We start from the raw sequence: 14,989 nt of genomic DNA, 5'->3' as shown, positions 1-14,989 counted from the left end.
CTCTATTTATTAATAGTAATTTACTGATAATGATTATCATTTTCTTATATTATTAAGAAATTCACCCATTTTGTCAACCATCGTCCAGGCAGGAAGGAATAAAGAAGGAATAACACACAAGTCCCATTTTATGTAAAAATATTGGAAGTGGTCGAGTATACGAATCCCGTTTTCATCATAAAAATGGCAAAAAAATTGGAAATACAATTTCAATATCTCCCCTAATTTATATCGTTTCCCTTATGTATTGTAGATATTTACGACTGGTAGTTAAAAATATTGTCATAAATTGTTCATAGAATACTGAAAAAAGCCATCCACCAGTAAAAACTGATGAATGGCCTTCCTATAATAGCTATTCTTTTATGTTTTAACATTGAGGCTACTACTAATCATTAAAGCTTAATACTTCTTCTCTTAACAAGATATAATATCCCACCAGCTAGAACTAGCATTAATCCTATTAATAAGATGTTAAAGCTATTTGTTGCTGTATTTGGAAGTTCTACTTGACCAGCCTGTGATGGAGTCTTAGTAGGTACTGGTTCACCTTCGAATACACCATACGTGCTGAAATGATCAGTATAGGCTGAGATTTCCCCATTTTTGTATTCTCCACCGATAAGCTCCCATTTTTTAGCTTCTTCATTCCAATAATACACTTTCACATTATTAGCATTTTTAATTAACTTTTGATCAATTTTAAAAGTAAGTTTTACTTTGTCACTGAACTTATGATACGCTTTGCCATCCGCTTCCATTGTAAAGTCATAGGCCACTAGTGAACCACTTACTGCTATCTTCTTCACTTTAATGTCCAGATTTTGAGCTAATGGAAGGATGGAAGCCGGAATTTCTACTTCTACATCTCCATTACTTACTACAAGGGTAGCACCGGCATCTTTTAAAGCTTGAATTTGTTCTTTAGTAAGTGTTAATGTTGCATTTGTTTTGTTATCCACTTCAACAACGACAACGGCATTTTCTGGAAGATCTTGAAGTGCATCTTCCCCAAGTTTATACTTGTTACCTTCTTTAATCACTGATGGTTTAATCTCTTTACCCGGATTATTGCCTGGCTCCTCGCCTGGTTCTTCACCCGGTTCCAAACTTACATCAACGATTCGACCTTCAACGTCAGTTGGAATACCATCACTGCCAACGCTGATTAAATGATCACGGAAGTTTTCCCAATCAGAAAGACCTAAATCTGTGACACGGCCTTCTTCATATGCTTTCGCGAACATGCTATAGCCGTCTCCACCTTTAGCTGTAAAAGCATTTGTTGCGATAGTGTACATCTTGTCATCTTGGACTTCTACATACTCTCCATTTTCATTCAAATACGAGACGGATACGACACGTTCTCCTGCTGGTTTCGTAGAATCAAATTTCACTTTACCACCGGATACATGCAAGAAGCCGCCAAATTCTCCAGGGTATTGACCGAAACTAGTTTCGAATGCTTCTTTGAGCTCTGCACCTGTCACATCCATGGTTGCCAGCGTGTTATTAAATGGCAATACCGTGATCACTTCACCAACCGTGATCGGGCCGGCATCGATTGTCGCACGAATACCACCGCCGTTTTGGAGTGCCATAATAACATTTTTACCTGTAAATGATTTTGCTTTTTCCAGCATCCCGTCTGTAATCAAGTTACCCAAGATTGTTTCGTTTTTACGTACACTTGGTTTTGTATTGTCCCCGTCTGTACGTGGGCTTTCCAAAGCAATTGGAGTGGATACACCGATTTCTTCTTTCGCCACCGCATCAATTTGTGCTTTGTATGGTGCCAATACTTCTACTGCTTCTGGATCAGCCGTTTGGGAACCGATGGCGATTAACTGGCCATCACTGTCAGTTATCACACCATTTTTATCAAACTTAACATCTAGTACACCCAAGTTGCTGTTCGAATTACCTGTTTGGACGATGACAGTAGGAGTCACATCTTTTGCCACAACAACAGGCTGGCTCAATGTTGTATGACTATGTCCGCCAACGATCACGTCAATGCCTTCCACTTTTTCAGCCAGGGTCAAGTCATTATCGATTGCGGCGTTATCGTCATAACCAATATGCGTCAAAGCCACAATTTTGTTAATACCTTGTGCTTCGAAAGATTCAACAGCTTTTTTAGCTTCTGCAAGATAGTTCTCAAATGTAACGGAGCCAGGGCTGGAAATATCAACTGTTTCCGCAGTTGTTAAACCGAAGATCCCAACTTTCTCCCCGTTTATTTCTTTGACAATTCCATTGTAGATTTCGCCATTTTCAAAATCAGCTTCGATTGAATCGTTGAAGAGTCCATCAAATTTAGCATCCTTTGAAAAATCAACGTTTGCACTTACAAATGGGAAGTTAGCTCCTTTAATAAAGTCAGCCAATGCTTGATGACCTTCTGGTGAAGAACCTAGGTCAAATTCATGGTTTCCAAATGTCATGGCATCAAAGCCCATTAATTTCAGCAGGGCAAGGTCTGCTTTACCTTGGAATTCATTAAAATACAAAGTTCCAGTAAATTCATCCCCTGCATGCAGAAGAAGTGAATTAGGATGTGCTGCTCTTACTTCTTTTACAGCAGTTACGGTCTTCGGCATGTTGTCCAAGGCAGCATGGACATCATTAGTATGCATAACCGTTAAATCGAATTGATCCGCTGCATCAACGATTCTGCCCTCCACCTCAGTTGGAATGCCGTCATTGCCAATGCTGACTAAATGATCACGGAAGTTTTCCCAATCAGAAAGACCTAAATCGGTAACACGGCCTTCTTCATAGGCTTTCGCGAACACGGTATAGCCGTCTCCGCCTTTAGCTGTAAAGGCGTTTGTGGCAACAGTATACATCGTTTCATCTTGGACTTCTACATACTCACCTTTTTCATTCAAATACGATACGGATACCACACGTTCTCCTGCTGGTTTCGTAGAATCAAATTCTACTTTTCCACCAGATACGTGCAAGAAGCCGCCATTTTCTCCAGGGTATTGACCAAAACTAGTTTCGAATGCCTCTTTTAGCTCTGCCCCTGTCAAATCCATGGTTGCTAGCGTGTTATTAAATGGCAATACTGTGATGACTTCACCAACCGTGATCGGGCCGGCATCGATAGTCGCACGAATACCACCGCCGTTTTGGAGTGCCATAATAACATTTTTACCTGTAAATGATTTTGCTTTTTCCAGCATCCCGTCTGTAATCAAGTTACCCAAAATGGTTTCGTTTTTACGTACACTTGGTTTTGTGTTGTCGCCGTTTGTACGTGGGCTTTCCAAGGCAATTGGCGTAGTTACACCGATTTCTTCTTTCGCCACCGCATCAATTTTTGCTTTGTAAGGTGCCAATACTTCTGCTGCTTCTGGATCAGCCGTTTGAGCACCGATGGCAATTAAGCGGCCATCCTGAGCTTCAATTACACCATTTTCATCAAATTCAACATTTAAAACACCAAGGTTGCCATTCGAATTACCTGTTTGGACGATGACAGTAGGAGTCGCATCTTTTGCCACAACAACAGGCTGGCTCAATGTAGTGTGGCTATGTCCGCCAACAATAACGTCAATGCCTTCCACTTTTTCAGCTAAGGTTAGGTCATTATCGATGGCAGCATTGTCGTCATAACCAATATGGGTCAATGCGACAATCCGGTCGACACCCGCTGCTTCGAAAGCTTTTACTGATTTTTCGGCTTCTGCCAGATAGTTTTCGAATGCGATCGAGCCCGGGCTGGAAATATCAGCTGTTTCCGCAGTTGTTAAACCGAAGATACCGACTTTCTCCCCGTTTACTTCTTTGATAATCCCATTGTAGATCTCGCCATTTTCATAATCGGCTTTAATCGATTCATGGAAGAGCCCCGCAAATTTAGCATCCTTTGAAAAATCAACGTTTGCACTGACAAATGGGAAGTTAGCTCCCTTAACAAAGTCAGCTAATGCCTGATGTCCTTCTGAAGAAGAACCAAGATCAAATTCATGGTTTCCGAATGTCATGGCGTCAAAGCCCATTAATTTCAGAAGAGCCAGGTCTGCTTTACCTTGGAATTCGTTGAAATACAAGGTTCCAGTGAACTCATCCCCTGCATGAAGAAGTAGGGAACCAGGAGTTACGCCTCTAATATCCTTCAAGGCTGTCACTGTCTTCGGCATATTGTCTAAAGCAGCATGTACATCATTGGTATGGATGATAGTCAAGTCAGGAAAATCCAACTGAACCAATACAGGGTCATGGTCAGATGCTTGTCCCTGTGCTTCCGTAAAGTTTGCATTAATGTGAATCATATCCGCTTTAGCAGCATTTACTAACTTATTCGTAACTAGGATTTGGTCTAATACTTGGTTGTTGCCTTGGAAGAAATAAGAGAAACGATCTTCCGCAGGAACTTTTTCGACCATATTTGTTAAAACATTGCCTTTTAATGTGTCAAGAACTGGTGTGAATTCAAAATCATTCATATCGCCAGTAACAACCACATTCAAGTCAGGATTTTTCGCCAGACCTGCATCAATGAAGTTATTGACCTCTTGTGCCAATTTGAGGCGTTCAGCTTCTGAACCCAATTTAGGCGGCTGGCTCGATCCCCATAGAGATTCGTCTCCACCTTTAGAATTCAAGTGATTTCCGATCACGACGACACGTTGGCCTTTGAATTCAAATTCGGCAGCGATTGGTTTGCGTGTTCCGGCAAATTGTTCAGGATTAATCACACCTGGGTTCAGTGTAAGATTCCCCGCTTCTGTCCAAGCGTTTGCTTCCGTTCCTGTACCTTTTGTTCCTTGTACCAAAGTAACACGTTCCGGATTATAGAGATAGCCGACACGGATATTCCCGCCAGGCGCACCGCCGTTATCGTTATTAACCGGAGCAACATCTGTCCATTTATACGCAGGGCCGCCTGCCGTTTTGATTGCTTCAATTAAGCGTTGATAGCTTTGGGTGGCATCGGTGTTTCCAGAATTTGTTTCACCGTCATTATCCTGCACTTCGATTAGAGTGATAATGTCTGGTGATTTCATATTGTCAACAAACGACTTTGCAATCCTCGCTACTTTCGCATCTGGTGTGTTGGCTGTGTTGTTCGAGAAGTTTTCCACATTGTAAGATGCTACGGTCAATTTATCTTCTGCAGGTACAATATGGGTCACTTCTTGTTTTAAGTTCGACTTGATGACAGCAGGCAGCTTAGTCTTATCTGTCACTAGCTGATAGCCAGCGCTTGCATAGGTAAGGACACCGACTACATCGCCATCAAACTGGTCGCCCGGCTGGAAGTTACTGCCAACATTGTCCAGGAAGATCTTTTCAGGGTTGTAATCGTCTTTGGCGATATTGAGTCCGCCCTGTTTATTTAATTCATTATTAGTTGTGCTTTCTACAATGATTGGAACATCGTTAGAATACGGTGGTCCCACTACAAGGGCATCTGGGAAGGAAACTCGCATGTATTCAACGGATTCCCAGAAGTCAATTCCATCTTCTTCTGGATCAAATGACTTCATTTCATCATTATCGATGATTTTGTTAGGAGGGATGATATCTTTCCCCACTACAAGCGGTTTAGGCAATGCTGCCGTTCCCGTTTTCGTCACAGCGGTTCCCGTGATTTGTGTTCTGGACAGGTCTGCCCCGCCGCCATATTCTGTAACGGTTCCATTCACGGTTACCTTATCTCCAACTTCAACGCCATGTGATGGCTTGTACACTTCAATTGCTTCCGATGTTGCAATATCCGTATCCGCACCCTCTACATCCTGCATGACAAAGCTGGTTGTTCCGAACACGTGCGTGACAACCCCCGTGATGTTCGTAACGGAAGATCCAGTATAGTCGGAAATATGCCCTTTTCCTTGGATATCATGGATTGAAATGCCTTCCGTATTTAGAATTTTATACGTAAAGCTAAATACTTCACTTGCATTTCCACCCGTTACAGCAATCGCTTTAATGGTCGTTTCGCCCATTTCCAAGGCGATTGGCGAAACATATTTTGTGCTCTCAACCGTTGGGGTTGAGTCATCAGTTGTGTAATAGATTTCAGCGCCTTCAAGGCCTGATTTCAATTCGATCGTAGTTCCAGCGGGAACAACACCCTCTGCCTGTGTGGCATAAACGGCAGGCTTGTTCACCAAATCATAGCTACCAAGACCGGTAGTTTTTAAGTGAAATCCAGTTTCATCAATAGACCCAATTCCGGTTAGATGAACTTTATCGCCCTCTTTGTAATGCTTCACTAGTTCATCATAAGTAGAGCCTGTACGATTATCGTGGATCACCCTTACCTTTTCGCCGTTTTCAAACACTGCTTGGAAGGTAGCCGTTCCATAACCATCTTTACTCAAATCAGTGATGGTCACATTCTCTAATTTGAGCAGCTCTCCTTGGGTAGCATCGGTTACTTCTGTTACAACCTGTGCTGTTGGTAGGGCATTGCCGGAGGAAACGATGTCAAGACTATCTGGTTTTATTTCCAGTTCGTTTTTATAGGTCTGTAATTTCCCAGTTAGTTTAACCTTATCTCCTGGTTTGACAGATTTTGGACTGCTAAAGATGAACATCCCTGCGGTTTCATCTTGCAAATAGAAGGTTTCGCTGCCCCAAAGACCTGAACTGGTTGTCGCAATCCCTTCAATTGTTACTGTTTCTCCAACTGCCTGTTCACGTGCATCGGCAATGGAGATCGCTGGGACAGGTGTTTCCGGGTCTCCAGGATCGGTACTTCCGAAGGAATGTGTTCCGAGATTTGTAAAATTATCCTTACCTAAGTTAGTCCATTCCTTATTTTTATCAAAAGCATCATTAATAATGGTATCTCCTGTTGTCACATTGCTATTTCTAACAAGAGAGACATCAGTTAGAACAGTGTCTCTCGATCCAACTTGGCCAATGGAATCAATGACGGTTTCTCCCTTTTTCAGAACAACAGGGTCATCCCCATTAAAATTAATTACATTGGAATCTTCGAGATTCCCTTTGCTTTTGATGTCTGCACTAGCCTGTCCATTATATAAAACGAACGTGCTGCCACTTTTTAATGTACCTGTTAAGGTAACCTTTTTTGAAGCGGTGACTGCGCCATTTGAATAAAGTTCAAGGCTATACTGGCTTAAATCAACATCTGCGCCTGTTCCGTTATATAGCTCAATTGCCTTATTAGAACTAGAACCCTCAATATATTCCGAGATAATCAAATCCGTCGCTACAGCAGTCTCAGCCTTAGCATTACTATTAGCTACTGGCGAAAGTAAGCTGATTAGCAAGACAAGCATCGTGACAATATTCAGACTTTTCTTATGTCTTCTCTTCATATTTCCCCTCCGTTTTGAGTTAATCAGCACAGATGTAGATTAGCTTTTGGAATGATTTGCGTTTTTCTTCTAGGTTTTCGCAGGACAAGACAAGGAAGTGATATCTATTAGTACTTGAAGTTAAATTTTTTGGGATGGATTTGCTGAAGGAACAGTGATTTGTTGGAAGTACGGTTTTTCATTTCACCATAAAATACTAGGCTTATAGACGCTGCTTTGGACAGATCATTTTCCATCAAGCAGCATGGTTCGATATTACTTTTTAAATGTACAAATCTTATTTTGTCTTAATCTCCTTTCTTTATATTATTATGTTAATGAGGCATATTTCTACGGAGTTAGTTAACCTTTTACTGCAAGAATCACAAAACCAAGTTCCATCCATTTTATGTATTCAGCAAATGTTTCCCCGAAAAAAATTATAAAGTCCTACTATTAACCTACCATTAATTTAATGTAAAAATTTGTAGAATTGCAAATGTTTTTAATTATTTTTGTTGAAAATAATATTTTTCTTACTGAAAGGAGCATAAAAATGAAAAAAAGAGGCCTCCCGGAAGTTCTGTGAACTTTTGGGAAGCCTTGGTTATGAGTCTTTTAAAGTATTACTGACCAAATCTCTTATACATTTCAATCATTTCTTTCACTAATTCAGTAGTGGTTTCTGTACTCATTAATTGGTCTTCAGCGTGCATAAAAAGTAAGGAAAATTCAGTCTTGTCTCCAGCAGCTTCTTTTTGAATGAGGGAAGCATGTACTTTATGGCCTTCAACAAAATATTTTTGAGATTCCGTCAATCTTTCTTCTGCCAGTGCAAAATCCCCTTCCTTTGCTGCATAAAGGGCTTCCATTGCCAAACTTCTTGCTGACCCGACATTGCTAATAATTTGAAAAGCGATCATGTCTAGGCTTTCATCACCCATTTTTATTACACATCCTTCTAGTAGCAGCAATTATTTATTTTCAATTAATTTTAAAGCCACTTCTAATACCTTCTCGCCGTTCATCAACCCATAATCTTGCATGTTGATCGAGTCAACTGGAATGTTTTTTCCTTGCAGTTTTTTTTCAAATTGCGCTTTCATATAACGAACTTGTGGACCAAGCAATAATACATCAATGTTCTTCTTGCCCAAAGCATCATCAACCTCTGAAGCTGAAACGGCGAAAATATCTGCTTCAATATTTTGGGCCGCAGCTGCTTTTTGCATTTTTGATACTAACAAACTTGTACTCATTCCTGCAGAGCATACTAACATAATGGTTTTCATAACTTTCCCCTCCTACAGCTTATTTTAGTGTGAAAGTGTAAATGTTGACCAAGGCTTAAGGTAATCTAATAAAAAGGTCGAGTCCTTTTTAAGATGGCCAACAATATTCCGATTCCCCTCATTTTCCATATCCTTTAAAGCAATCTGTGTTTCTCCTTTGTATTGGCCAAAATCATCATTACAAATTAAAATATCACCTTTTTTGATTGGTTGCGTATGATGCGCCGGAATACTTTCATCTTTATACTTAATCCGTGTAGAAGTGGAACGGATCATATATTCCGAGCGATCTCCTCTATATAGATGGACCTCATCAAGAATGATTTTCTTTTCTACATCAGAAAGACCATCAATGAATTCAATTTCAAGGTTAGGATGTGGGCCAAAAAATGCTTTTGACATGGCGTTTAATTCTTCCTCCGTTGCATAAGCATTGCCAATTAATAAATCGTCAATTGTATCCATTAACCGATAATGGGTAACTTGCGTCTGCACAGATAAGGTTCGATGTTGTTCCAATGTACATAAGCCTGTTTGAACTGGCCATGGTCCGAGGTTACCCTCCTTTGATGTAACAAAAGCGGCTGTATGGATATTATGTTTCGTAAATTGAGCGGTAGTCTCTTCAAAATGAGACTGCGAAATACCTGTGTATTTTTGTGGATAAAAGTTATGTGACGCGCAAAAATTCTCCTTGTTGGGATGGTAGCTTATGATATTTTCAATATAGTTTGTCCCGCTGCTCATATTGACTTCAATTTTCAAATCAAACGAATTCTTTGTCATAAGCGATTCTTCAAATCCAGTAAAGCCAATATCCAAACGAATTCCTGCCGCGCCCAATTCCTTAAAGAAACCGAGGTTGTCATAACTAATATTTAGTTGTTTAAATAATCCAGGGTTGATATCCAGGATTGTTTCCATCCCAATGGAATGACCATACTCAATGATTCTTTTAAATTTTGTAATAACTTCCTCTGTATCTCCATCAATTTCCAATAAACTCGTGAAAATTCGAGAGAAACCATTTTTTCTCGCAAGATCCAGATATTCTTTATCCTGTTCAAATGTACTTTTTTCCGGGTAAATAGATACACCAAGATTCCCCATCTTTCTTCCTCCGATTAAATGATTGTTTTATATGAAGGTGGTTTATTTTTCAGTTTCGCTTTTCCCTCGAATTACTTTCCATCGACTTCCTTTACATAAGCCGCTTCTATTTGATTCAGCATTTCTCTAAATCTTCTTTTTTTCAACGGAGACCAAATAATGCCAATAAACGTATCATTTAATTTCTGAAGATAGTCAAAGGACTCCATTTTCTCACTATAGTGCAATTCACAGCTCTCATCCGTAAGCGGACGAATCTGATAAGCTACTAAAAAATCATGTTTATTACTAGTTGTTCGATATTGATAAGATTGGTTATTGGTGATTTCTTCGATCTTAATGGTAGCTTTGGCATTTTTTGAGAACGTCTTGACGTATTCGTACCCTGCCAGTTGTTTCTCCGATACTTTTTTTCCCGTTTGGGAATGAATATCCGACAAAACCGATTTTAGAATCGTCTCATAAAGAAATTCTACCGGCACCTTCATTTTTCTTACTATTTCCATAAGATTCACCTAATCTTTTTCTGTTTTATTTCTTCTCTTTTCCTTCACAAGAATAAAGGCACCAACGATAAGAAGAAAGAGGGCTGTGGTCAGATTAAGAATATCGTACTTCCCTGTTTTAGCATTTGCGCTAAATAGTAATAAGAGACAGCCGATGCTAACGATAAATAAACCCCATTTTGCCATATTCATCATCCTTTTTTAGACAGGAGTGGAACGGAAATAAAGAACCGAACCCCAAGGCTGATTTTTTATCGCTGATTTGACCAATCTCGCTGCCTTTTCCAAATCGTCTGCGGTTGTTTCAAAATAAAGATTGATGCCCTTTTTTTCTTTAAAAGTAAATTGAATCCCCTCCTCGTCTAAATGATTCAATAGGTCAATAATCTTGTCATGATGGACTGCTGCACTAATTTCAATCATTTTTTCAACTCTCCTTATGAAAAGAGGGCTGAGTCACTTCACTATGAAAGTGACCCTACCCGGTTAACTGTTTATTCTTAAACAGACTTGCCATTCCCTACATCTGTCGTGATCTTGTTTTCATGTCCCAAATCCGGATCCAACTTGTTTGCTGCGATGACAAATGGAATCCAAATCACGAATGATACTACCATGGCGACCAATGTCACAATTGGGGCTCGCCAGTCTGACCCTGTTGCCAAGAAGGATAATATGAACGGCGGAGTAACCCAAGCTACTGGTACAGAGACCGGATCGACCCATCCCCACATCGTCGCCCAGTAACCGATCGAAACAGATATAACTGGTGTAAGCAAGAACGGAATGAGCATCATCGGGTTCAAGACAATTGGCAAACCGAACATGATTGGTTCATTGATATTAAAAATCCCCGGTCCTACCGACAAATTGGCAACAGTCCGGTAATCTTTCCGTTTCGAAAAGAGAAGCAGTGCTATAACCAAAACAATCGTTCCGCCGGAGCCGCCATACCAGGCATAAGCATCAAATGATCCACGCACCCACTTGTATCCTTCAGAAATGACCAAATCAGCTCCACCCTGTTGGAACAGGTTAACGTTTTTCAATTGGGCAACACCGAAAACCCCTTCCAAGATCGGTGCAAGAACGTTCGGTCCATGGATCCCGAAGAACCAGAATAACTGAACGAACAAGGCAACCAGGACAACTGCTCCAAACCCTTGCGATACCCCAATAAGCGGCTGAGCAACTGTTTTTTGCAACCATTGTAAGAAAGTCATATCCGGCACAATCTTGGAGAAGACAAAATAGAAAATAGCAACAATATAGAGAGCAACAGTTGCCGGAATGATCGATGCAAAGGCTTTCGAAATGGCTGGTGGTACAGAATCCGGTAACTTAATCGTAATATCCTTCAACATCAATTTGACATATATCATCGTCGCTACAAAACCGATAATCATAGCCGTAAAGAAGAAATTAGCATCCAAGTTGTTCAATGGGAGCCAGCCCCAGCCAGCTGCTGTAATACTATCGCCAGTTGCCGACCACCCGGCCGCATTGATCGCATCTACTGTAGCTGCGTCCAATTTCAATCCTGAAATTCCACCGGAGAAAGAGAACGTAATTCCAGCAAGTGAAGCAGCTGTGGAAACAATACCCCCAGATAGCTCGTTTACTCCGTAAGCTCTGGCAATGTTATATCCCCAGGAAAACACAAAGATCAGACCAGCAATTGCGAGTGTTCCATTCCATACATATCCATTAATCGTAATAATTTCTCTAATGACCGGAATCGTGCTTCCGTCATAATTGTCAAAGAATTGTGGCGGCAGATCTCGTATAAGTGCATTAATCATAACAGCCACAGAGCCAGCCATCGTTGCCGGTATAGTTCCAATAAAGGCATCCCTTAAAGCTACTAGATGCTTTTGGCCCCCAATTTTACCCGCAAGAGGGAGAAAATACTTCTCCAACCATGCTATTAGAACTTGCATGAACTTTACCTCCTTAAAGGAATGAAAAAATGTGTTTATGCAGCCAAAGACCGGGTCAAAAACGGGCAGCTTTTTCTTACATGTCCTTTTGTGTTGACTCGATCGCATTCCCCCCTTCAAGTTTGCGCCTAAAATAACATGATGCTTCATCCAGTACTAATAGAGCTCTGGGTGAATCAGCCTATAAAGATTCTAAAGATGGAACCCTTTGTAATGTGAAGGCAATAAGAAGAAAGTCTATTTAACTAGTATTTATTCATTCGATGGAACAATAGAACAACTCATTCAGCAATAATGCCGCCGCTCCAAGTACTGTTATATCATCGCCTAGTTTACTTACTTCAATAATCGTTTCCTCTCTCAGTTTGCCTATCAGTACTCGCTCACCGGATGAGCCCAAGATGTTTGATAGCGCTTTCATTCCTATGCCAATACTCTCCAAGCGTCATTGCCCGTGAATTATTTTCCACCAAAACCTGTAAGTCAAATCTCTTCTCTAATGTTTGTTTAACTATACTTTACAAATATTTTTTTATACCAACCTTTCTGCATTTTCAGAAAAATAAGGACCAACAAATTGTTAATTTTTCCTAAAGGGGGTATTTTAACACTGTCTATACATAAGCCATCTATTTTTGAAAAAGTTTTATCCAAAGGTGAAATTCTAAGCCAGATATACTTTCATTCAATGTGGTTCTAAAAATGTCTGTCATCCAGAAAATCTTGATAAAAAAATGGTCATAACACAAAAAACCACTCCCTCATTTTTAGGAAGTGGTTTTTGCAATAAACATAGCCGCTACAGATACAGCCTTTAATTTTACTTTAAGTTTTTAACTCCAGTTTCTAATATTTCCATTTGCAGCAGTGTCTGTTCGTCTGTAATGGTCTTTTCTTTACCATTTATGATCGCTTCATATAAATCATCATATACTCGTCCATAATCACCATTTACGGATTTCACTGTTTCTTCGTGGATAGTACCTTCTTCATCAATATATGTCAGTACACCATAATGTTTGATTGTATCGATACCAAAATCTTTGTTATCAGGCATGTAAAACATCTTTAAGTGTTCTTCCTGACGATCTTTGGTTTCTTTCACAAAGCATCCTTTTTTGCCATGAACGACGAAGCTAGGTCTTTCTTTCAGTCTAAAATAACTGGATTTTACAGATACTTTTAACTTACCGTAATTTAGATCTAAATCAAAATAATCATTCATTCTTCCTTGTCCTAATAATTGCCTTACATCATAATGGATATGATCAGGCTTGCCAAAATAGCTGATCACCTGATCTAGGGTATGACAGCCATGTCCATATAAGAATGACGAAATAGGATCAAAAGAATGAACAGACTCTGGTACTTCGGGACGATAATAGTCATAATGCATTTCCACTTCCAGCAAGTCCCCTAGTTTCCCTTCTTCAATGACCTTTTGAACGGTTAAAAAATCACTATCAAAACGTCTGTTTTGATATGTCTGAACAAGTAATCCTTTCTCTCTTGCCAGTGCAAATATTTCTTTTGCCTGTTCTGAGGTTTCCATAAAAGGTTTTTCCACCAAACAGTGTTTATTTTTGTTTAATACTAATTTTGCATATTCATAATGACTGTCATGTCTTGTACAAAGCACAATGAGCTGAATGTCCTTATCATTTAATAGTTCAGCTAAATTAGAAGTATAATTTACTCCTGCAATCCGATCCCAACTTTCATGGTTAGGATTTCTTTGATAAATGGTTTTTACCTTTATATTCTCTCTTTGCAGTGCGAACGGCAGATGATATCTGTTCGTGCTTTTCCCGTTTCCAATATAACCAATAGTAAGCATAGCAGCCCCCTTAAATATATATTAATACAAAGAGCACCTATCCACGTTAGAGTCAGAGATAGGTGCCTTTGCTATAGTAAATTTATTACATTAAGTGGATTAAGTGGAAGACGATACCCACCACGAACAATCCAAGGATCATAACGATTGGAGAAACTTTCTTCTTAAGCAGCCACATGCAAAGGAATGTGATTAAGAGTCCAGCTAAACCAGGAATTAAGCTGTCCAAGTTGGCTTGTAAAGTAGTTACTTTAACAGGTTCTAATGAAAGACCCGAAGCTTGCTGTTGTAATGCAGTTTTAATACCTTCTGCTCCGGCGGGTAAATTTTTCCAGTCGATATAAGCACCTTTGGAAAGATCAACTTCTGATACAACCGGCGCAAATTTTACAGATACCCAACGGTTAACTAGTGAACCAAGGATGAACATACCTAGGATAGATGCACCTTTTGTAATATCTTGAAGGACTCCACCAGATAAATCGTCCGTAATTTTAGAACCAGCTTTGTAACCAAATTCTTGCGTATACCAAGTGAAGCCCATACGAATGAGATTCCATAAAACGAAGAAAATAATCGGGCCAAGGATGTTACCAGTCAATGCAAGAGAAGCGCCTAACGCACCAAGGATTGGTCTAACCGTGAACCAGAAAACTGGATCCCCGATACCTGCTAAAGGCCCCATCATCCCAACTTTAACCCCTTGAATGGCTGTGTCGTCAACCGGTGCACCATTTGCACGTTCTTCTTCAAGCGCTAACGTTACACCAATAATTGGTGAAGCTACATATGGGTGAGTATTAAAGAACTCTAAATGACGTTTTAGTGCAGCAGCACGATCTTCTTTACTTTTATATAATTTTTTGATAGCCGGAATCATCGTATATGCCCAACCACCGTTTTGCATACGTTCATAGTTCCAAGAACCTTGAAGGAAAGTGGAACGCCACCAAACAGAAATACGATCTTTTTTTGATAATCTCAATTCATTTGCCATTTTTATGTTCCCTCCTTC

General features: G+C 39.9%; 11 protein-coding genes. All 11 read right to left on the bottom strand.

The genetic code is table 11. The annotated features are described in order from the left end of the window. Positions 1–395: 395 nt before the first annotated feature. A complete protein-coding gene (locus tag TY15_RS24940; RefSeq protein WP_052353790.1) occupies positions 396–7,310 on the bottom strand; it encodes a 5'-nucleotidase C-terminal domain-containing protein in 6,915 nt (2,304 codons plus the stop codon). Between the two features lie 605 nt (positions 7,311–7,915). Next, on the bottom strand, positions 7,916–8,233 hold the full coding sequence (locus TY15_RS14550; RefSeq protein WP_040205568.1) for a PTS sugar transporter subunit IIA: 318 nt from the start codon (positions 8,231–8,233) through the stop codon (positions 7,916–7,918). A 30-nt stretch (positions 8,234–8,263) separates the two neighbouring features. Next, positions 8,264–8,581: a PTS sugar transporter subunit IIB gene (locus tag TY15_RS14545; protein WP_040205570.1), complete on the bottom strand. Its 318-nt coding sequence runs from the start codon at positions 8,579–8,581 to the stop codon at positions 8,264–8,266. 24 nt (positions 8,582–8,605) lie between these two features. Beyond that, positions 8,606–9,691, bottom strand: coding sequence for a DUF871 domain-containing protein (locus TY15_RS14540; protein ID WP_040205571.1), 1,086 nt, complete (start codon positions 9,689–9,691; stop codon positions 8,606–8,608). A 71-nt stretch (positions 9,692–9,762) separates the two neighbouring features. Beyond that, on the bottom strand, positions 9,763–10,197 hold the full coding sequence (locus tag TY15_RS14535; protein WP_040205574.1) for a DUF3284 domain-containing protein: 435 nt from the start codon (positions 10,195–10,197) through the stop codon (positions 9,763–9,765). Between the two features lie 9 nt (positions 10,198–10,206). Further along, on the bottom strand, positions 10,207–10,383 hold the full coding sequence (locus TY15_RS24315; protein WP_096911852.1) for a DUF3188 domain-containing protein: 177 nt from the start codon (positions 10,381–10,383) through the stop codon (positions 10,207–10,209). 15 nt (positions 10,384–10,398) lie between these two features. Next, a complete protein-coding gene (locus TY15_RS14530; protein WP_040205575.1) occupies positions 10,399–10,620 on the bottom strand; it encodes a hypothetical protein in 222 nt (73 codons plus the stop codon). A 77-nt stretch (positions 10,621–10,697) separates the two neighbouring features. After that, on the bottom strand, positions 10,698–12,137 hold the full coding sequence (locus TY15_RS14525; protein WP_040205576.1) for a PTS sugar transporter subunit IIC: 1,440 nt from the start codon (positions 12,135–12,137) through the stop codon (positions 10,698–10,700). Positions 12,138–12,393: 256 nt separating this feature from the next. After that, a complete protein-coding gene (locus TY15_RS24310; protein ID WP_157042263.1) occupies positions 12,394–12,558 on the bottom strand; it encodes a hypothetical protein in 165 nt (54 codons plus the stop codon). A gap of 399 nt (positions 12,559–12,957) precedes the next feature. Beyond that, complete coding sequence (locus TY15_RS14520) at positions 12,958–13,974, bottom strand: oxidoreductase (protein ID WP_040205578.1); 1,017 nt, start codon at positions 13,972–13,974, stop codon at positions 12,958–12,960. An 85-nt stretch (positions 13,975–14,059) separates the two neighbouring features. Next, positions 14,060–14,971: a PTS system mannose/fructose/sorbose family transporter subunit IID gene (locus TY15_RS14515; protein ID WP_040205579.1), complete on the bottom strand. Its 912-nt coding sequence runs from the start codon at positions 14,969–14,971 to the stop codon at positions 14,060–14,062. Between the last annotated feature and the right edge of the window lie 18 nt (positions 14,972–14,989).

Origin of the sequence: Neobacillus jeddahensis, assembly GCF_000612625.1 — a bacterium.
Classification (GTDB): Bacteria; Bacillota; Bacilli; order Bacillales; family Cytobacillaceae; genus Neobacillus; species Neobacillus jeddahensis.
The sequence above is the reverse complement of the archived record's forward strand: the minus strand, read 5'-3'. Positions and strand labels throughout refer to the sequence as shown.